Annotated in this window: 14 protein-coding genes; 6 read left to right on the forward strand and 8 right to left on the reverse strand. The window is 39.2% G+C overall.

All coding sequences use genetic code 11. From position 1 onward, the window contains the following. Positions 1-121 precede the first annotated feature (121 nt). The 3 genes from R2R28_RS15120 to R2R28_RS15130 all read right to left on the reverse strand — a co-directional run bounded on the left by R2R28_RS15120 (position 122) and on the right by R2R28_RS15130 (position 4,845). Positions 122-2,053: a glycoside hydrolase family 88 protein gene (locus R2R28_RS15120; protein WP_316826522.1), complete on the reverse strand. Its 1,932-nt coding sequence runs from the start codon at positions 2,051-2,053 to the stop codon at positions 122-124. A gap of 5 nt (positions 2,054-2,058) precedes the next feature. After that, entirely contained in the window at positions 2,059-3,729 is a 1,671-nt protein-coding gene (locus R2R28_RS15125) for a glycoside hydrolase family 28 protein (RefSeq protein WP_316826523.1), read from the reverse strand. A 159-nt stretch (positions 3,730-3,888) separates the two neighbouring features. Next, the gene (locus R2R28_RS15130; protein ID WP_316826524.1) at positions 3,889-4,845 is read right to left on the reverse strand and encodes a pectinesterase family protein; all 957 of its coding nucleotides are present in this window, start codon (positions 4,843-4,845) and stop codon (positions 3,889-3,891) included. Positions 4,846-5,223: 378 nt separating this feature from the next. Between R2R28_RS15130 and R2R28_RS15135 the strand changes: the two genes are divergently transcribed. Both R2R28_RS15135 and R2R28_RS15140 read left to right on the forward strand, forming a co-directional pair. Further along, positions 5,224-6,864, forward strand: a complete 1,641-nt coding sequence (locus R2R28_RS15135; protein ID WP_316826525.1) for a glycoside hydrolase 43 family protein — start codon at positions 5,224-5,226, stop codon at positions 6,862-6,864. Positions 6,865-6,867: 3 nt separating this feature from the next. Beyond that, complete coding sequence (locus R2R28_RS15140) at positions 6,868-7,665, forward strand: rhamnogalacturonan acetylesterase (protein ID WP_316826526.1); 798 nt, start codon at positions 6,868-6,870, stop codon at positions 7,663-7,665. Positions 7,666-7,802: 137 nt separating this feature from the next. Here the strand turns inward: R2R28_RS15140 and R2R28_RS15145 are convergent, their stop codons facing one another. The 4 genes from R2R28_RS15145 to R2R28_RS15160 all read right to left on the reverse strand — a co-directional run bounded on the left by R2R28_RS15145 (position 7,803) and on the right by R2R28_RS15160 (position 12,839). Next, positions 7,803-8,237, reverse strand: coding sequence for a carboxymuconolactone decarboxylase family protein (locus R2R28_RS15145; protein ID WP_316826527.1), 435 nt, complete (start codon positions 8,235-8,237; stop codon positions 7,803-7,805). 386 nt (positions 8,238-8,623) lie between these two features. Further along, positions 8,624-9,193 carry a Crp/Fnr family transcriptional regulator gene (locus tag R2R28_RS15150; RefSeq protein ID WP_316826528.1) on the reverse strand — a complete coding sequence of 190 codons (570 nt, stop codon included), beginning with the start codon at positions 9,191-9,193 and terminating at the stop codon, positions 8,624-8,626. Positions 9,194-9,249: 56 nt separating this feature from the next. Further along, entirely contained in the window at positions 9,250-10,032 is a 783-nt protein-coding gene (locus R2R28_RS15155; protein ID WP_316826529.1) for a GLPGLI family protein, read from the reverse strand. A gap of 2 nt (positions 10,033-10,034) precedes the next feature. Then, on the reverse strand, positions 10,035-12,839 hold the full coding sequence (locus R2R28_RS15160; protein WP_316826530.1) for an outer membrane beta-barrel family protein: 2,805 nt from the start codon (positions 12,837-12,839) through the stop codon (positions 10,035-10,037). Between the two features lie 138 nt (positions 12,840-12,977). On the opposite strand from R2R28_RS15160, the gene R2R28_RS15165 reads away from it, so the two are divergent. Beyond that, on the forward strand, positions 12,978-14,789 hold the full coding sequence (locus tag R2R28_RS15165) for a DUF4153 domain-containing protein (RefSeq protein WP_316826531.1): 1,812 nt from the start codon (positions 12,978-12,980) through the stop codon (positions 14,787-14,789). 241 nt (positions 14,790-15,030) lie between these two features. Continuing rightward, positions 15,031-15,672, forward strand: coding sequence for a GIN domain-containing protein (locus tag R2R28_RS15170; RefSeq protein WP_316826532.1), 642 nt, complete (start codon positions 15,031-15,033; stop codon positions 15,670-15,672). 294 nt (positions 15,673-15,966) lie between these two features. Here the strand turns inward: R2R28_RS15170 and R2R28_RS15175 are convergent, their stop codons facing one another. Next, the gene (locus tag R2R28_RS15175; RefSeq protein ID WP_316826533.1) at positions 15,967-17,508 is read right to left on the reverse strand and encodes an aldehyde dehydrogenase family protein; all 1,542 of its coding nucleotides are present in this window, start codon (positions 17,506-17,508) and stop codon (positions 15,967-15,969) included. A 187-nt stretch (positions 17,509-17,695) separates the two neighbouring features. Here R2R28_RS15175 and R2R28_RS15180 point away from each other — a divergent pair, with 187 nt between their 5' ends. Continuing rightward, entirely contained in the window at positions 17,696-18,577 is an 882-nt protein-coding gene (locus R2R28_RS15180; protein ID WP_316826534.1) for a TraB/GumN family protein, read from the forward strand. An 87-nt stretch (positions 18,578-18,664) separates the two neighbouring features. Continuing rightward, positions 18,665-21,175: a M1 family metallopeptidase gene (locus R2R28_RS15185; RefSeq protein WP_316826535.1), complete on the forward strand. Its 2,511-nt coding sequence runs from the start codon at positions 18,665-18,667 to the stop codon at positions 21,173-21,175. The last annotated feature ends 152 nt before the right edge of the window (positions 21,176-21,327 follow it).

Consider the following 21,327-nt stretch of genomic DNA (forward strand, 5'->3'; position numbering starts at 1 on the left):
CACGGAATTTTTTTTAATACCTATAGTCCTTTACGCCGTGGTTCGTGTCTTCACGAACCATTATTCCATCTGTGTTCATCCTTTTCATCTCCCGATAATCGGGACAAGTAGTGGTTAAATTCTACTTCTTCCCCGGCACCTGCTTAATCAACCAGTTTACCAGATCATTGGTGGCTTTAAAATTTTCTAAGTCTGCAGGCAATTTCCTGCCATCTATATATTCATTGTAAAACCAGGGATCGCCTACCGCGAAAACCGTCCCTTTACCATATTTAGCGGTGGCAACAATTACATCTCCCTTATCAGTTAATGCAGAAACGGCCGGATTTTTCGCCACAATGGTCGAAATCTCTTTGATATATACTTTTTTGGCCGTTTTAAAAATAGAGTTCCCTGCAGGCATTGTTACCGCACCTTGTTCAAAGTTTGCCCCCTGCACTTTGTTTCTGCTATCTTCGTTAAAATGGATGCCAAACGTTTCTGGCAGTACATTAAATTTCGAGATTTCGCAGTTACCCACATCGTTTAAGAGCAATACCAAAACACCACCTGCTTTTACCCACTCACTAATCTGTTTGGCGTGTGCGGCGTTCATGAAATTCGGATTTGCCGTTTCTTTTTCGGTATCCGGATCTACAATAATATAAATATTAGTTCCTTTTAAATTAGCAGTGCCTGGTGCAACTTTAAGAGTAGCAGTTTTTACACCAGCATCGTTAAATACTTTTCCGAATAATGAAAAACCGTTGTTATCATCCTCATCCCAAAGGTAATGGAAAGGGATTTTATCACCTGTTGGCCCTGTGATGTACTCGTTATTAAAGAAATTATCAACGGTAACGGTTAAACCTTTTCCAGGTTTTGGTAGCTGATCAACTTCCATTTCGGCAGCGGCACAAACAAATGCACCCATGCCTTTCGGGTCGTTGGTAATGACCTTTTCGCTGATGTAATAATCAAAACTACCATCACGGTATTTTGGTTTTCCGCCCAAACCTGATACAGAAACCGTTTTGGTCAGGTTTATTCTTTCATCTGCTGCCTTTTCTACAAATTCTTTCTTTAAACCCGCATAACCTTTATTTGCAGCAGCCATAAATGATGGCGCTAACCAACCATTACGCACGCCTTTAGCCAAACCATATACAAACATGCTCGATGCCGAACTTTCAAGATAATTCCCTTTTCTAGTCGGCAGATCTAAAATATCAAACCAAACACCCGATTTCGAATCCTGGTACTTTACCGCAGCTGTTGCGGTACGGTTTAAAATGGCTAGTAATTCTTTACGTTGCGGATGATCTGTTGGGAAATTATCAAGCACATCTACTAATGCCATAATATACCAGCCCATTGCCCTGCCCCAAAAATTTGCCGACCTACCGGTTGTTTTATCAGCCCATTGTTCTGTCCTGCTTTCATCGTATCCGTGGTAAAGTAATCCCGTTTTAGCATCACGGGAGTTTTTTTCCATGAGGATAAACTGTTTGGCAATATCATCGAAAGCCGCATCCTTTTTCATCAGTTTGGCATATTCTGCATAAAACGGCTCGCCCATGTACAAACCATCCAGCCACATCTGGTTTGGATAAATTTTCTTGTGCCAAAAACCACCTTCTTTGGTACGTGGCTGTTTTTGCAGCTGATCGTATAATTTAGTCGCTGCCAGCAGGTATTTTTGCTGTCCGGTAACTTTATATAACAGCAACAAAGCGCGGCCGTTTTTAATGTTATCAATGTTAAAATCATCTGGTTTGTAGGTAGTGATATTACCTTCTTTATCTAAATAAGCATCCATCGAACTTTGAATGTATTTAAAATATTTTCCATCGCCTGTATTGCGCCAAACTGCAGCAGCACCTTCCAAAACCACGCCCATATCATAACTCCATCTCGGCCCCTTTGGTCCTTTTAAAACGGTAGTGTCCTGCCAGAGGGTTTCCATTGCAGTTAAGGTTAACTGTTCTGATAATTTCTTTTGAGCAAATCCACTTTGTGCTAAAATGGAAAAACCGATGAGGGCAGCTGCTGTATATAAAATTGATCTCTTCATTTTTATTATTTTGAAATTTCCAGTGCTTTTTTATCTACTTCTGTACCTAAAAGAGAAGCCGTTTTTGCTTTAGAGACATCCGTTCCGCTGATTTTTACACCTTTGGATTTTTCTCCCGAAACATCGAATAAAACTTTACTGTTAACCGGATAGGTGAGGTTGCTGATGTTGATGTTCGAACCATTCCGGATCATCACCACCGGACTGGTATTATCGGTAATTACGTTAACGTTCTTCAGAAAAATTCCTGCGGCCTCAATAATTTCGATGCCTTTTTTTGCTTTTATGGTTACGTTTTCCAGGTGGATATCTTTGATGTTCATTTCAGGTAATCCCCTGAAAAATATCGCCTTTTCGGCACCATTGGCTACCACATCTTTGATGTAAAAATTCCTGAACTGCGGGGTAGCTTCGGTAACCGGAACAGTAACTGTTTTAATGGCTTCGCGTTTTTCTCCAGCCAAAGGAACCGGATCAACCGCGGCATAATACATATCGAACAAAATGGCTTCACCGGGAATATCGATCATGTTGATGTTATTGATGTAAATATTTTCTACCACACCGCCACGGCCGCGGGTAGTTTTAAAACGGAGGCCGATATCGGTACCAATAAAAGAGCAATCGTATACCCAAATGTTTTTAGCGCCGCCGCTCATTTCACTGCCGATTACAAAACCGCCATGCGCATGGTAAACAATGTTATTTCTTACAATCACATTTTCTGTTGCTACGCCACGTTTACGGCCAGCTTCATCACGACCTGATTTGATGCAGATGCCATCATCACCCACATCAAAAGTGCTGCCCTCAATTAATACATTTTTGCATGATTCTACATCAACACCATCGCCATTTTGTGCAAACCAGGGGTTTTTTACCTGTAAATTCCTCAACGTTAAATCTTCGCAGAGCAATGGATGTAAATTCCAGGCTGGCGAATTTTGAAAGGTAACGCCTTCTAAAAGCACTTTTTTGCAACCCGTTAATACCAATAAATTAGGACGAAGGAAATCTTTAATGTCATCATAATCTGCTGCAGTTTTGCCTGCTTCAATTACACCCGCATTTTTAGTGTTCGAGCCTTTAACCGTTTTTTCTGATGGGTACCACATTTTTCCATCAGCTTTTACAATACCGCCTGATGCAACGAGGTTTTTCCACTGTGTTTCGGTAAGTTTATCTTTTTTAACCATGCGCCAGGCTCCACCGTTCCCGTCGATAATCCCGGTTCCAGTAATGGCTATATTTTCGAGGTTAACACCCGAAATCGGACTTTGGTTTCGCCATGCGGGTTGACCTTCCCAATTTCCCTGAACAAGTTTATATTGATTAAAATCAGCGGTAAACTGAAGGATCGCATCACGTTTTAAATGCAGGTTTACATTGCTTTTTAGTTCAATTGGCCCGGTTAACCACAAACCAGAGGGAATTAGCACCACACCACCGCCTTTTTGGCTTACACTGGCAATGGTTTTATTTATGCTTTCGGTATTTAAAGTAATGCCATCTCCTTTTGCACCAAAACTGGCGATGCTCGTGGTATCTTTTTTAAATTTAACCTGCTGGATAATGGGTAAACTTTGATTTTGTTGTGCCATAGCCGTTGCAGAAGATAAAAATAAGCATGCGAGCGCTATTTTAAAATGGCATAAACTACCAGGAATATGTTTCATTATTTGGGCTGTTAAATTATACTTGGTTATTGTAATAACAAGTGTACGTTGTTTGCAGTTAAAACAGAAGAGAAATCTATGCAATCGTTACCGGAAACCCCAATAAAAAAGCGCCTCACAAAAGGCGCTTAACAACTGTATACCAACAAGTTGAATAGCTTATTTTACCTCCGGATTCCATCCACGGAAAACGTTTTCCAAAATATAAGCCTTGTACTCATTATCAGTTAACTGGTGCGACCAATTGGCCCTGTTTTGAGGGCTTGCACCTTTTCCTGTGCTTTTATATTCGGCATAGTAGGCCGTTTTTTCGTTGCTTTCTTTACCCCAGTTATTCCAACCTTCGGGGCGGATAAAATCAGGCAATTCGCAATTGAGGTAAGCTACTTTGGCATAAGGCCTCCAGGGGCGGCCCAGATAAAAACTGTTGACAGCAGCATCTCCCTTTATTTTACATTTGTTGAGTACATAGCCAAATTTTGTGGTATCGGGAGTTGAAGCGGCCGTGATGTAACCCGCTTTTTTACAAAAAATGGTACAACTTTCGAACCAGGCTGTAGAAGCGCCGAAAATAAAATCGACCGTTCCCTCTATATAACAGTTTTTATAATACTGGCGGTTACTGCCTCCATAAGTATAAAGCGTATCCTGAAAACCCAAAAACCTGCAATTGGTAAAAATCAGTTTATCGCCACCAGCCCAAACGGCCACAGCTTGCCCCACCGGACCAGATGAATTTTCGAAAGTGATATTCTCGGCAGAAAAACCTTCGCCATAAATGTAAAAGCTAGATGAACCCGAAGTACCTTTTTCTTCGCCAAAAGCATTTTTCTTCTGGGCAAAATCATCATAAGTTAAAATGGTTTCGTTTAAGCTCTCGCCAATAAATTTCACATTCTTTTTGGAGGCCGCCAATACCAGTTTTTCCTTGTAAATCCCTTTTTTGATAAAGATTACCGTTGTTTTATTCCTGAAGTCGGGCACCGCATGGATGGCTTCCTGTACGGTTTTAAAATTTCCGCTACCATCTGCAGCCACCACGAAATCGGGCTTAACATCCAGGGCATAAGCGGTAGATGAAATGGTAATAATGAAAAATAAAATGATTGCTTTCATATTAATTTGGTTAGGCTTAAATTAAAATCGGCCACGTAAAAGTAGAAACTTCGTAACGCAGCCGTGTTTTAAAAATATATGATGAACAATTTTAAACATTAATATCGAAGCGAAAGAAGTTTTTGTCAGATTAAACATTGCAAACGATGTCGGGAACGATTGCACAATATCAGCTTGCCTGAAAAAGAAAAAAGACTTAATCTTGTTAGCAGCCTTATTCATCATAAATAGAGAATTGTCATCCTGAGCTTGTTGAAGGATTTGCCTTAACGTATTATGAAACGTTTCGACAGGCTCAACGTGACGAACTATTTAAGAAACTTAATTTCACGACGGGCATGTTTTTTTTAATTAGCACTAACCAAACATCATTGTAAGATGAAATATCTATACAGTTCAATCCTATTTTTAAGCCTCAGCATAAATGCCTTTGCTCAACAAAAACCAGATAACCGATATGTTTCTAAAGTTTGGGTTGCCGATCAGGGCAATGGAACTTATAAAAATCCGGTAATCAATGCCGATTATTCTGATCCTGATGCCATCCGTGTGGGTGATGATTTTTATATGATCGCCTCCAGTTTTGATGCGATCCCTGGGTTGCCGATTTTACACTCAAAAGATCTGGTGAACTGGAAAATCATTGGTCACGCGTTAAAACGCCAGCCTCCTTTCGAGCATTTTGAAAAAACACAACATGGCAATGGGGTTTGGGCACCTGCTATCCGTTACCACAATGGCGAATTTTACATTTATTACCCCGACCCCGATTTTGGCATTTATTTAACCAAAGCAAAAACCATAACCGGTGAGTGGTCTGCTCCAAATCTTGTTGTTGCAGGTAAAGGCTTAATCGATCCCTGCCCCTTGTGGGATGAAGATGGGAAAGCATACCTGGCTTATGCTTATGCAGGTAGTCGTGCAGGTATTAAAAGTGTGTTGGCGATTATGCCATTAACTGTTGACGGTTCAAAAGCAACAGCAACCGGCCGTATTGTTTACGATGGACATGAACTCGACCCCACCATAGAAGGACCAAAATTTTACAAACGCAATGGCTATTACTATCTATTTGCTCCGGCTGGAGGTGTTTCTACAGGTTGGCAGCTCATTTTGAGAAGTAAAAATATTTATGGTCCATATGAAAGAAAAGTAGCAATGGATCAGGGTAAATCGTCAATAAACGGACCGCACCAGGGTGCCTGGGTAAATACCCAAACGGGCGAAGACTGGTTCCTCCATTTTCAGGATAAAGATGCCTATGGCCGTGTGGTACATCTGCAACCCATGAAGTGGATCAACAACTGGCCGGTGATCGGAATGGATGCGGATGGCGACGGAAAAGGCGAACCCGTTACTACTTATAAAAAGCCAAATGTGGGCAAAATTTATCCGATTGAAACGCCGGCAGAGGATGATGAGTTTGAAACTGCTCAATTGGGCTTGCAATGGCAATGGCAGGCCAACCCGCAGCCTACCTGGTTATTTACCGATGCAGCAAAAGGTGTGTTAAAATTATATACCTCGAAAATTCCTGATGACGGGAAAAATCTGTGGGATGTACCTAATTTGTTAATGCAAAAATTCCCCGCAGAAGAATTTACGGCAACCACAAAACTTTTGTTTAAACCTAATCCTAAACTGGAAAATGAAAAAACGGGTTTGGTAATCATGGGAAGAAGTTATGCCGAGGTCAGTATCAAAAGCAAAAAAGATGGATTTTATCTTGTGTATGGTATTTGTCAAAATGCCGACAAAGGAAAAACAGAAAATGAAAAAGAAATTGCCAAACTACAATCGGGTTCAGTTTACCTTCGTGTAAAAGTTTCTACAGGGGCAAAATGCCAATTCAGTTACAGTGAAGATGGAATAAGTTTCAACAATGCCGGAGACGAATTTCAAGCTACCGCCGGACAATGGATCGGTGCAAAAATAGGGATATTTGCCATCAGGGATACTCAGACAAACGACTCAGGAATTACCGAATATGATTGGTTCCATGTAGAGCCTTTAAAATAAAATATGATGAAAAAGTATAAATACCTTGTTGCAGCATCTGCACTTGCCATTGTATTAATGGCCTTTAATATTAAACCCAAGCCGGTTAAAGTTTATTTGATCGGTGATTCTACCGTTGCCGATTATACTTTGGATGAAGGCTATATGCAAAAGAAATATCCTATTACGGGCTGGGGACAGGTTTTTCAACAGTTTTTGAACAAAAACAACTTAAAAAGCTTAAAGCATCTGATTAAAAGTGACAGTGCCATAGTGGTTGATAAAGCAAAAGGCGGCAGAAGCACCCGAACATTTTTTGAAGAGGGCAGATGGAAAGATGTTTTGTCAACCCTTGAAAATAACGACCTGGTATTGATCCAGTTTGGACATAATGATGCGGCAAAAGACAAACCCGAACGTTACGTGGATATTCCGGGATATAAAGACTTTTTGAGGATGTATGTGAAAGAAACCAGGGAAAAAGGCGCTTTACCGATCCTCATTACGCCAGTTACCCGTAATTACCCATGGAAGGACGGAAAGCTAGGTAGCACACATGGCGAATATCCACAGGCGGTAAAAGATGTGGCTAAAGAATTAAATGTTCCCATAATCGATCTAACCTCACTTTCAGCTGATTTTTTCAGCACCAAAGGAAACGAATTTGTAAGCAAACATTATTTCATGAATTTAGATTCAGGTAAATATCAAGCTTATCCGAAAGGACAGAAAGACAATACGCATTTCCAGCCAGATGGAGCAAAAGAAGTGGCAAGGTTGGTATATGAAGGATTGAAAGAGATTAGCGGAGCGCAAAATTAGACCTAAATGTTTGCGCTCGTTTCCAAACGAGTGCATAAATAGCCACACAATTTTATCGTTTGTAAACGACAAAAATTCAATATTTTTTTTAATAGACCTATGAGGTTTTAAAAACCTCATAGGTCTGAAAAATATAACTATCCTACCATTACTTTAGCGGTAATCGCCAGCCTGTTCCAGGCATTAATGGTAACAATAGCCATAATAATCTGCGCTACCTCCTGCTCATTAAAAAAGCCTGCTACTTTTTGGTAAGTGGCATCAGAAACGTGATGAGTGATTAAGGTTACTTCTTCTGTTAAAGCCAAAACTGCTTTTTCCTGTTCAGTAAATAAAGTGGTTTCTTTCCAGGCATTTAATAGGTATAAACGTTGCTCAGTTTCACCTATTTTACGCGCATCGGTTGAGTGCATATTTAAGCAAAAAGCACAACCGTTAATCTGCGAAGCACGCATTTTAATCAACTCTAAAAGGATCGGATCTAACTTGCTGGTTGATAAATATTTTTCTAAACCATACATGGCCTGATAAGCTGCAGGTTCTACTTTTGGGATATCAATTCTACTTTCCATTTTACTTGTTTTTTGATTACGATGTAAAGGTCGGCATCCCAATAATCAAAAAACTTAATGTAGTTTAAGAAATGAATTTTGTAACCTGAAAGGGTGTAAAGGTTTTGCAAAAGACGCTAAGTAGGTTTACAAGGCCTGCCAAACCGCTATTTAAAAGCCGCCCGATAAAATTTAGGCGATCCTTTATTTCGACCGCAGTAGAGAAATTTAATTCGTTCTTTGGTGCCCCACCAAATATTATTTTTTTTGCCCCGGAAATACGAATAAAGAGGATGAATGCAGGTAAATGTAAACGGAACTTATAGATTTCTCCATTTCGCTGCGCTCCAGTCGAAATGATGCAAAAAACTGTAAATTCAACTCTGCGTACTTTGCGGTTAAAGCCACTATTTCTTCGCCCTGATTTTACTCAAAAACTCAGGCGTAAAACCCAGGTAAGAAGCCAGCATATATTGTGGTACACGTTGTACAAATTCAGGAAATAAACTGTTAAAATGGCGGTATCTCTCTTCGGCGGTTTGACTGTACAGGAATTTTATCCTCCGTTGGGAGGCCTGGTGATTTTTCTGCAAAATTAGCCTGAAATATCTTTCCAGTTTGGGCAACTTCAGGAACATTTCATCATAATGATGTTGTTCAATGGCAATCACCTCAGTAGCTTCGGCGGCCTGGATATAAAATTCGGAAGGGTTTTGAAACAGGAAACTGGTAAGGTCGGTTATCCACCAATTTTCGATGGCGAACTGGGTGGTTTGTTCGGCACCTTTTATATCAATAAAATAAAGCCTCAAACAACCCTTTACTACAAAATAATTGGCCCTGCAGGTTTGTCCTTCTGTTAACAAAAAGGCTTTCTTTTTAACAGAAAAAGATTTGAGCATCGATGCAAGAATTTCTTGTTCACCGGTACTCAAATCTATAAATTTATTAATGTGGTTATAAAGTGCACTGTACATGTTATCTTATTGATTATGCTAAACTAAGCATAATTATAAGAACCTAATTCATCGTGCTAAAGTGAAAAGGCTTTAAAAATAGGATGTGCGTATTCACCCCAGTTTTTCATTGCACCAAGTAATATGGCTTTTAATCCTTTATTATCGGTCGGTTTTCCCTTTGTAGGGGCCAGCAGGTCTTTTTCGGGCACGGTAACTTCTGTTACTTTCGTGGCAAACCAGGTTACATTTTCGTGTGGTAAAGCTAAACCTAAAATCATCCCTGGTAAGCCTGTAAAAGATTCAGGGCCGCCGGAAACAGCAATCTGGTTACTATAATAAGCCACTACATAAACCGAATCCATAATAATGGCATTTGCCCTGCGGCATTCGTAACCAGCAATTTCGCGGGTCTCATCGGTAATTTTCCAGTTAATTTTCCTTACGCTGTCTTTAACGAGGTAAACGTCTTCATATACATTTTTCTGTGTCGCACTGCTTTGCAGATCGAAATTTGTAGCTATGGTATTTTTTAAATCAGCCAGTACATCCGATGAGATCCAGTTGTTATTCGCAGTTTCTTCTACCGTTGGCCATTTATATAAACTTTTATCCTTGTTAAAGCTTAACGTACTTTTGGCCACTTTAAACTGCGGATTGTTTTTTTTGTACATTTCAAAAGCCTCATTCATATAGCTTTCATTATCCTTATTGATTTTCTTTTTGATCAAAGCATACATGTTCGATCTTTTTTCGAATTCAACAACCCCGTTTTGTATAAAGTGTATGTTTTGAGCAAAAAGATCGCTGCTGATGAAAATAACAGCAAATAGGATGATATATTTTAGTGTAGTTTTCATGATTATTTTTGTGTTTTAACGCCGCCGCCCATTTTGTTGAAGTCCCATGATACCGAGAACATAAAATACCGCTGAATGGTTGTATTCCGGGTTTCGCTGATGGTGGTATTGGTAGCCGAACGATCAAACCCTACATTTTGGTTTAAAATATCGTTTACGGTTAGAGAGAATTTTAAATTATCCGTTTTGAAGAATTTTTTGCTCAATGAGGCATTCCAGATAAAACGTTCAAAATTCTTGTTAAGCACCTGTGTTTTTCCATTATACTGGTACTCTCCATCCGTAGAGATTTCGAATTTAACCGGCAACTGCACATTTCCGGAGAAATAACCACCCAATCCCCAGCCATCGCTGTTTGTACCTATACTTACCCTCGACATGTTATACGTTGGACCAAAACGACCATAAAAGCTGTACTTCTTTTCTACATATTTCGAAATATTTAACCCTCCACCATAATTGTAGTTTTTAGTGTTGTTTAGCTTCCTGACCTCTTTAGTGGTGATGTAGTTATAGTTAGAATTTCCGTTCGCATCCAGGTTTAAACCGATGTTCATATCCAGAAACTTAATTTTTCTACCAATTTGTCCATACAGGTAAAAATTAGTCTGCATTTTATCCGAGAAATTGGTATAACTGTAAGTGCTTTTACCAACACCATCGGTGTTTACATCGCTAATGATCGGGTTTGAGGTAAAACTGTAAGAACCGCTTAACCAGATTGATTGATTGGTTAACACCTTGTAAGAGTTGTAACTTGCATTAACACTGCTTCTGAAGGATGGCCTTAAATCCTGATTTCCTTTAACCTGATTAAAAGGGTCGCTATTTACCCTAACCGGCTGTAGCTGATCGAGCGAAGGCTGATTGGTATTCCCATTATAATTGATCCTGAGTGATTTTTGCTGAGAAAAACGATACTGATAAGAAGCCTGAGGCATGTAATTTACAAAATTCCGGATGTATGTGCTGTTGTGGTAAACATCATCCTGTTTAAAGTTTACACCACTAAATTTAGATCCGAAGTTGATGACCGTTTTGCCTTTTTTATAATTGAAAATGGCACCTCCCTGGTTAATGGTCTGGTTTAGTTCGAAGTTATTGCTGTATAAAGTATCTAGAATATCATATCTACCGCTACCAGATTGATTGAAAGATTTACGGTCTGATTTTCCGTTCATTAAAGTTAAACCATAGTTTACAATTACCGTTAAGGTTTTAGAGAGTGGCTCGGTATAAGCTGCATTTAATTTGAAGGAGTTGTTGGTAACATCATTTACTTTAAACTGGTTGGTAAGACTATCAACTTTTAAGCCTGTTTCTATAATCCTATTTGTATTCTTTGAATCTAAATAACCTTCAGTATTATTTTTATTGATCGATTGGTTGAGATTTAATGATAATGTACGACCCTTTTTCTTGAGCTTTTTGGTTAGCAACACATTCATATTAAAATTCTGATCATCCGCCTCGTTACTGACCGTTCTATCTGACGAATTTAAGAAATAGTTGTTTTCTCCATTTGTTTCCGTTTTATAATGATTCGCGGTGTTGCTTTTTTTCAGGGCTCCATCAACACTCACTTTCATGGTTAAAGTGGTATCAATTTTCAACTCATAAGTTGCATCCAGTTTTTGCCTGAACATGTCGTTATCAAAATCTTCATCAGAAGTGCTAAACTGCGTGCCTGATTCTAAATTATTCTGACTGATTGAATTCCGGCTACCTTTTACCCTGATCGAACCGATTTTGTAATTGGTATTGATTGATTCTTTGTCTTTATTCCACTTATTATCAAAATGTAAACCACCCGTTCTGGCTACCGGCAAACCTACCCCATTATACTGGCCACTGTAAGAGTCGAGGTCATCACCACCACCATAACTGAAATACATGCCACCATCATCGCTTATGGTTAAACCGCTCGATCCGCTATATTTATCGCGGTCATCCCAGCCTAAACCTACCGTTCCGTTATTGCCTAAAATACCATAGGCAGAAAATTTCTTTTTCCCCCAGAATTTATTGAACATCGCCTGGCCCTGATAAAAATCTTTGGTACCATAACCGCCCTGCACTTTACCGAAATAACCGTTCTTTTTATCTTCTTTAAGTTTTATGTTCAGTGTTTTGGTTTTTTCGCCATCATCAATACCTGTAAAACTGGCCTGATCGCTGGCTTTATCATAAAGCTGAACAGATTCTACCATATCAGCACGCAGGTTTTTGGTAACCAGGGTAGGGTCGTCGCCAAAAAACTCTTCCCCATCTACCAGTACTTTCGGAACGGTTTTGCCCTGGGCTGTAATTTTTCCGTCTTTATCCACCTGGAAACCCGGAAACTGCTTAATCAGGTCTTCCACTTTCGAGTTGGGTTCGATATTATAAGCTTTAGGGTCAAATTCGGTGGTATCGCCTTTAATTTTAATGGCGGTACGGTTTCCCTTAATAATTACATCAGCCAGAATTTTAGCCATTCCCGTAAGGTTAATCTTTCCATAATCCTTAACCTGCGTGGTAGAATCTAAGGTAAAATGATCAACGAAATCGGCATATTTTGGATAGGAAACCAGCAGGATAAATTTTCCGTTTTTGATGCCGCTAAGTTCAAAAGAGCCATTTTCAGCTGTTCTGATAAATTTTACCAGCGTAGAATCCTTTGCATTTAAAACGGCCACGGAAGTTCCGGCCAAAAGGGTTGTAGATGCGGTATCAATCGTTCGGCCTTTAATGGTGTGGAGGCTCTGTGCTTTTGAGTAGGAGGTGATCAAAACTAAAAAGCATAACGAGAGTAATAGACGTTTCATAGAGAAGATTTGGTTTTGTTGCCCGAATATAAAACTAATATATTAGTTACGAGCAATGGTTTAACTTTTTTTAACAAATTAAAAACTGATCTTTAGTCTCTAAGCACAAAAGATGATATCTTTAAATAAAAAAATAAAATGAAATTACCCTCTCTTCAACAGCTTTACAATGGGTTTCTAACTGTAATTAAACGTTTCCCTTTACAATTTATCTTTGCAGTTGCGGCCACCATATGCTGGTGTTATTATATCCATATTTCTGATTATCGGAATCATTCAGAACAAAACGAGCATCTGGAAGATCAATTAATAAAGGCGATTGCCATTTTAAACCTGGCACTTACGCTTGTATTAGCACTCGATTTAATTGCTGAACGTAACCAGTATTCGTTAAAGAAAAAGTGGCTACTGCGCTTGGGTGGCTTGCTGCTTAGTGTTCTGCTTTATTTTAGTCTCGATCCAACAAACTATTCAGCAGATCTTTACCGCATTTTCTTATTTGCTTTTGCTTTTCATTTGCTGGTGGCATTTGCACCTTTTATTGGCCAGGAGAATGTAAATGGTTTCTGGCAGTTTAACAAAGCTCTTTTCCTCCGTTTTCTCACCTCAGCACTTTATTCGGCTGTACTATATGCTGGCTTAGCGATTGCTTTGGTTGCCATAAACGGATTGTTTAATGCTAATATTAGATGGCAAACGTATATGACTTTATTTGCCATTATTGGTGCCGGATTTAACACTATCTTTTTTTTAGCAGGAATCCCAAGCGATTATAAATGGTTAGAGGAGGACCGAAGCTACCCAAAAGGTTTAAAAATATTTGCCCAGTTTGTACTTATTCCTTTGGTGACTATTTATTTAGCTATTTTACTGGTATACGAGCTCAAAATTGCCCTGTTATGGGAACTACCAAAAGGTTTGGTATCGAGCCTGATTTTAGGTTACGCAGTATTCGGAATTTTATCCTTGTTGTTGGTTTACCCGGTTAAAGAAACGGCAGGCAACAGTTGGATTAAATTATTTTCCAGGTTCTTCTATGTGATGATGATTCCGTTAGTGGTGCTGTTATTACTTGCCATTTGGAAAAGGGTTGGCCATTACGGCATTACCGAAAGCAGGTATATTTTAACGGCATTGGCTTTATGGCTGGTGGGTATAACTGTCTATTTTCTTTTTAGTAAGAAGCAGAACATTAAGGTGATCCCGATTAGCCTGTGCATCATTTCATTAGTGGCTACATACGGTCCGCAAAGTGCTTTTTCGGTTTCAAAATTTTCGCAGGTCAGCCGTTTAAAGCGAATTATGAACAGCAATAAAAAAGACGATATTAAAGAAAAACCTGCTGTAATCAGGTACCTGGTATATACACACGGATTAAAAACGTTGCAGCCCTTTACCAAAAAAGACCTCAGCAAAATCGAAAAAAAGATAGATGCCACCAATAACTACCGCTATACCATGCGCATGAACAAGGTAGATACAGCCCTGGCAGTTTTTAAAGTTAAAAATGATAAGGAATATGATTCCGGTGTTACCATTATCCTGCAAAATGATGAGAACCAGATTTTAAATATTAAAGGTTATGATTACCTGATCGAACTAAACGGATATCCGGAGCAAAAAGTAACGCGTCTTTATGGTACAGATTTAACAACAGATAAAAACAATACGAAAATTTCGTTAACGGTTAATAACCAGCCGGCCTTGCTCATCGAATTAAAAACAGTGTTCGATCAGGCAGTTAAAGCATATCAAAAAGGTGCTTTAAAGCCCACCAATAAAAAGCAGGAATTTCTTTATCCCGCAAAGCTGATGAGTGCTTCTAAAAACATCAATGGGTATCAATATACCATAGTTATCACCTCTCTGGAAAGTACTTACCACGAAAATAATGAAAATGATTATTTCTGGAACGATACCAAGAGTTACCTGCTCATTAAAAAACTTTAAGCTAACCTTCTTCCCTTAAAAGCCGCTCTTTAAACAGAGCGGCTTTTTTTGTTTGTCGATGTTTCAAAAAACCAACCCCTTTTCGTATAGGTTATTTTGGCGTTCGTCTATAAATACAAGTGCATGGTATAATTGCCCGTATTTCGCTGAAACGTTTTCGGCCAACCGCAGTCTTAATTACAAAACCACCTAATAATTAGGGATTTAAAGCAAAGATTTATAAACATAAAATATTAAGGTCATGAAAACTTCTATCAAAAATTTATTCGCAGCTGCATTAGTAATGGTTACTTTAAGTAGCGCAACCGTAGTCGCAAACGCATCAGAAAAAAATGCCAGCTATACCGCTTTAACAAGCGTTAAAAACATCAGCAAAATCGTGGTATCAGGAAATGTAAAATTAATCCTCGTTCAGGATGCTAAAGAAAGCGTTGAGGTTTACGACCAATACTACACCAAAAATGCTTTGGTACAACAACAGGGTGCAGAATTGAGGATCAGTTCTTTTAATACAAAGACTTTAACGGTAATTGCCCACGTAAATAACCTATCTGCAATCGAAGCATCAAATACTTCAACTGTGAGCACCGCCGGAAATTTCAATTTATTAAACTTAAGCATTGTTTTAAATGATGATGCATCGGCAGATATTAAGGCCAATACCGTTAATTTATCAACAAGTGTAAAAGATGGTGCATCGTTAAAATTAGAAGGCAGTACCGTTACACACCAGGCTGTACAGGGTGTAGCGTCCAAAATAAACATGACCGGTTTTACTGCTCAGGAAACTATTATCAGACTAACCGGAAAATCACTTTTGGCAAGTAATAACAAATCCCGTTACGATGATATACAGGTAGATTTATTAGAGAAACTATTCTAACTCCATCATATATTTTACCACAAAGCCGCTGAATTTAAAGTTCAGCGGCTTTTTTTGCTACTACCGTTATTGCGAGAAGGCTTTTGCTGCCGACGAAGCAATCTTACAACGATTGCCCATAATCAAAAAAGATTTTACGCAAACCGGGATTTACAATTCTGTCTTTCATCCTCAGGATTTATAATCCTGGTAACTGATCCAAGCGAAGACCTGGATTACAAATCCAGGCCAATATTGGCAATAAAAACGTCTTTTTCATGCATCCCCGTTACAAACGAGGACAATCGTACCATATTACAAATCAAATTTAATCCCCTGCGCTAAAGGCAAAGTATTCGAATAATTAATCGTATTCGTTTGCCTGCGCATATAAGCCCTCCAGGCATCCGATCCGCTTTCTCTGCCACCACCTGTTTCTTTTTCACCTCCAAATGCACCGCCAATTTCGGCTCCAGAGGTACCTATATTTACATTGGCGATACCGCAATCTGAACCTTTCGCTGATAAAAATTGTTCTGCTTCCCTTAAATTTAAGGTCATAATAGCCGATGATAAACCTTGTGGTACACCGTTTTGCAGTGCAATGGCATCATCTAATGTTTTATATTTAATCAGGTATAAAATTGGTGCAAATGTTTCATGCTGAACAATTTTAAAATCATTCTGCACTTCGGCAATACAAGGTTTCACATAACATCCGCTGGCATAAGCATCGCCCGTTAAAGCACCGCCTTCTACTACGAAATTGCCACCTTCGGCCTTACACTTTTCAATCGAATCTAAATATGCAGCAACCGCATCCGTATCAATCAGTGGTCCAACATGGTTATTTTGATCTAACGGATCGCCAATCCGTAATTGCCCGTAAGCTTTAATAAGTTTAGCAGTAAAAGCATCGTAAACACTTTCGTGGATAATTAACCTCCGGGTTGAGGTACAACGCTGCCCGGCGGTACCAACCGCACCAAATACTGCACCAATTAAACTCATATCCAGATCTGCATGTTCAGAAATGATGATCGCATTATTCCCGCCAAGTTCCAATAAACTCTTACCTAAACGCGCACCAACAGCAGCACCAACGGCTTTGCCCATGCGGGTAGATCCTGTAGCAGAAATTAATGGAATTCGGCCATCATTCGTCATTAATTCACCAACTTCACGGTCGCCTAAAATTAAATTACACACGCCTTCCGCAATATCATTCTCTTTAAAAACCTTTGCTATAATATGCTGACAGGCAATAGCGGTTAGAGGCGTTTTTTCTGATGGTTTCCAGATGCAAACATTACCACAAACCAGTGCTAAAGCAGTATTCCAGCTCCAAACTGCTACCGGAAAGTTAAATGCAGAAATAATGCCTACAATACCCAGCGGGTGCCATTGTTCGTACATGCGGTGGCTTGGACGTTCGCTGTGCATCGTTAAACCATAAAGCTGCCTCGATAACCCGACTGCAAAATCACAGATATCGATCATTTCCTGCACTTCACCCAATCCTTCCTGCAAACTCTTTCCCATCTCGTAAGAAACCAGGGTACCCAAAGCCTCTTTATTTTCCCGAAGGCTATCGCCAAACTGACGCACAATTTCTCCCCTTTTCGGAGCAGGAACAGTCCGCCAGTCATTAAAAGCCAACTGTGCTTTTCCTACAACAGCATCATAATCGGCAACACTTGCAACTTTTGCCGAAGCAATCAGTTTACCATCCACAGGCGAATAACTTTCTAAGTTACCTGTGTTCGATGCTCCGCCCCAATTGCTTCCTGTACTATAAGCAGCATTATCTGCTTTTATGCCCAAATTATTTAAAATGGATTGAATATCTGTAGTCATATCTTTAACGATTTACACAAAAAAACAAAAAAATAAGGTAAAGCAGGTTACATTCCGGTGCTTAAATTATCATAATCATTAATATCCTGCTTTAAAGAAAAATGGCGCATATAATTGACTAATTTTTGCTTTGCGAGGTAAATATTGTAGTTTAGAATAATACTAATCGGTTAAACCTCTCATTTTTATGAAAAAAATAAAATTACTCCTTATCCTTTTTATAGGATTTAATTTTGCCCTTCAGGCACAATCCAAAAAGGCTACCAATTCACTTTTATGGGAAATTTCGGGTAATGGCTTAAAAAAGCCATCCTACCTGTTCGGTACCCATCATTTAGTGAATGCAAAATTTGCAGACACCATGAAGGTTTTGCAGGAAAAACTAAAATCGGTTGATGCTGTAGTTGGCGAAATTGTGATGGACAGTACCGTGCAGACTAAGTTAGGGCCATTTCTGATTATGAAAAATAATACGCTGGATAGTTTACTAACAAAGGCCGAATACAAAGAGGTAGAACAATATTTTCAAAGCAAACAACCAAATTTTGAGCTAAAACAGCTCAATAATTTTAAGCCCGCTATGGTATCGATCATGGTAGCCTTATTTGATGACCCGGATCTGCAGAAAGGATTAAGTAACGGCATTGACGACAGCTTTCAGCAATACGCTAAAAAAAATGATAAATCTGTATTAGGCCTGGAAACAGCCGAGTACCAGGGAGCACTTTTATTTGATAATGACTTGCAGAAACAAAAAAAGGCACTGCTAAAATCGCTCAGGGAAATTGCTAAAAGCAAACAAAAAATGGAAGAACTTAAAAGGTATTATTTAGCGCAGGATATGGATAAGCTGACCACTTTTTTTAAGGCTTTTGATGAAGAAAACAAAGAGTTTATGACCGAGTTATTAAAAAACCGCAACAAAAGGTGGTTAGACCAGCTACCAGTGCTGATGCAAAAACAATCGTTATTTATTGCGGTAGGCGCAGGACATTTAGTTGGAGATGAAGGGCTGATAAAAGGCTTGCAAACTTTAGGCTTTACCGTAACCCCAACCGCAACAAACTAAAATAAAGCAAGTTACACCAAAAGCATTAATTATACCACAATTCTTAATATCTTGCTTGCATAAAACTGACTTATTAAATCTTAAAAAATGAATAAAAAATTTATTGCCTGTGGGGTAATATTGGCTTCAGCTTTTATGGCTAATCCACTTTTTGCACAGGAGCAGCCCGTAGAAAAATCAACTAACCTTAGCGTTTACCGTGTAACGGCAACTAAGGTTAACGATCTGGTACATACCAAACTTGATGTATCTTTCGATTATGCAAAACGTTACCTTTATGGAAAAGAATGGGTAACCCTAAAACCACACTTTTACGCAACAGATTCTTTAACGCTTGATGCACAGGGAATGGATATTAAAACCGTTGCCCTGGTTGGAACTAAAGGGAATACCCCGCTTAAATATGTGTACAACGACAATAAATTGTACATCACCCTGGATAAAAAATATACCAATACCGAAAAATACACAGTTTACATTGCTTATACGGCCAAACCTGACGAGCTGAAAGTAAAAGGAAGTGCAGCCATAACCGATGCCAAAGGCCTGTATTTTATCAACCCGGATGGTACCGATAAAAATAAACCGACCCAAATCTGGACGCAAGGTGAAACGGAATCATCATCAGCCTGGTTCCCAACGATAGATAAACCGGATCAGAAAACCACCGAAGAAATTTCGATGACCGTAAAGTCGAAGTACACTACACTTTCTAACGGGAAATTGGTTAGTCAGAAAGCCAATGCTGATGGCACAAGAACCGACACCTGGAAAATGGACCTGCCACATTCGCCATATTTATTTATGATGGCCATTGGTGAGTTTAAGGTTACGAAAGATACTTACAAGGGCAAAGAGGTAAATTATTACCTGGAACCAAAATTTGCCCCATATGCCAAACAGATTTTCGGAAAAACGCCTGATATGATCCAGTTTTACAGCAATATTTTGGGCGTAGATTATCCATGGAATAAATATTCGCAGGTGGTGGCCAGAGATTATGTTTCGGGAGCTATGGAAAACACCACAGCAACTTTACACGGGGAGCAGGTACAGAAAACAGACCGCGAATTATTAGATGGCAATGAAGAAGGAACCATTGCACACGAACTTTTTCACCAATGGTTTGGCGATTATGTTACGGCCGAATCGTGGTCTAACTTAACCATGAACGAATCTTTCGCTACTTTTGGCGAAGTTATCTGGCATGGGCATGATGCTGGAAAGGATGCAGAAGATAAATCGCGTTACGAAAAGCTACAATCGTATTTAGGATCGACTAAAAAAGGCGAAAGCCCGGTTCTGGCCCGTTTTTATTACAACGATAAAGAAGATATGTTCGATAATGTGAGTTATGCAAAAGGTTCGATCATTTTATATGCGTTGAAAAACCAAATGGGCGATGCAGCTTTTTACAAATCACTTAATCGCTACTTAACTACAAATGCCTTTAAAAACGGCGAAACACACCAATTGCGCTTAGCGATGGAAGATGTTACCGGTAAAGATTGGAGCCCTTATTTTAACCAGTGGTATTACAATGGCGGCCACCCGATTTTAAGTATAGATTATGGTTACGAAAATGGCAAGGCAACCATTAAAGTGAAACAAACACAGGATTCGAGCGTGCAAATTTTTACTTTACCAGTAAAAATAGATATTTATGCAGGCGGTAAAAAAATCAGAAAAGATATCCTGATCAATAGCCGTGAGCAGAATTTTAGTTTTGAAGTAGGCACTAAACCCGATTTAATCGATTTTGATGTGGATAAAATCATTGTGGGTGAAACAAATGATAATAAAACAGCCGAAAACTATTATTTTCAGTACAAAAATGCACCAAGTTATGCCAACAGAATTGAGGCTTTACAGTTTATTATGCAAAGCAAAGCCAAAAGCGGTCAGCAGGTATTGCTGGAAGGATTAAAAGATAAATCGGGCGATTTACGTGTATTAAGTATCGACGGGATTAACCTGGAAGATGCCAGCATCAAACCGGCTGCTTTACCCGTTTTGCTTCAAATGGCTAAAACCGATAAAGACACTGAAGTAAGATCAGCTGCAATTGTAAAGTTGTCTGAAACCGGGGATCAGGCTTACAAAGCTTTGATGTTAGAAAGCCTGAAAGACAGATCGTACAAAGTGCTTGCTGCTGGTATTGGTGGTTTGGCCAAACTGGCACCACAAGAAAGCATTGCTGCATTATCTGCATTGGATGCTGATACCAAGGAACACATTGCACCTTCTATCGCATCGTTATACATCAGCGATCCGAAAGACGAACACCAGGCATTTTACGAAAACATTATGTTAACCGGCGACCGCAATAAAATTTTTGGTGTAATTGGTCAGTATTTCCAGTATTTAAGGGCAAATACAAACCCAACGATTACTGAAAAAGGCATCAATAACATTAGCAGCGCAATAGAAAGATTAAAACTGCAAACGTTTTTAAACAAACAACTGGCTGGCGCTTACACCGCAACCGCCCAGGCTAAAACAAAGCAGGCAGCAGCAGCAAGTGGCGATGCAAAAACCAACCTAAACAAACAGGCAGAACTGTTTAAGAAGGGAGCTGCAGATTTAGGAAAAGAATAAGAAATTAAATCACATTTTTAAAAGGGCTGACATGGAAACATCGTTGGCCTTTCTTTTACCAAACGTTCCTACGGAACAAAAAAAACACGTAAATATTGTTTTTTCTACCCAGCAAGCATTCCTATGGAACGGCTTTCACGTTGGCAAATAGT

The sequence above is a fragment of the Pedobacter miscanthi genome (assembly GCF_032678605.1).
Classification (GTDB): domain Bacteria; phylum Bacteroidota; class Bacteroidia; order Sphingobacteriales; family Sphingobacteriaceae; genus Pedobacter; species Pedobacter miscanthi_A.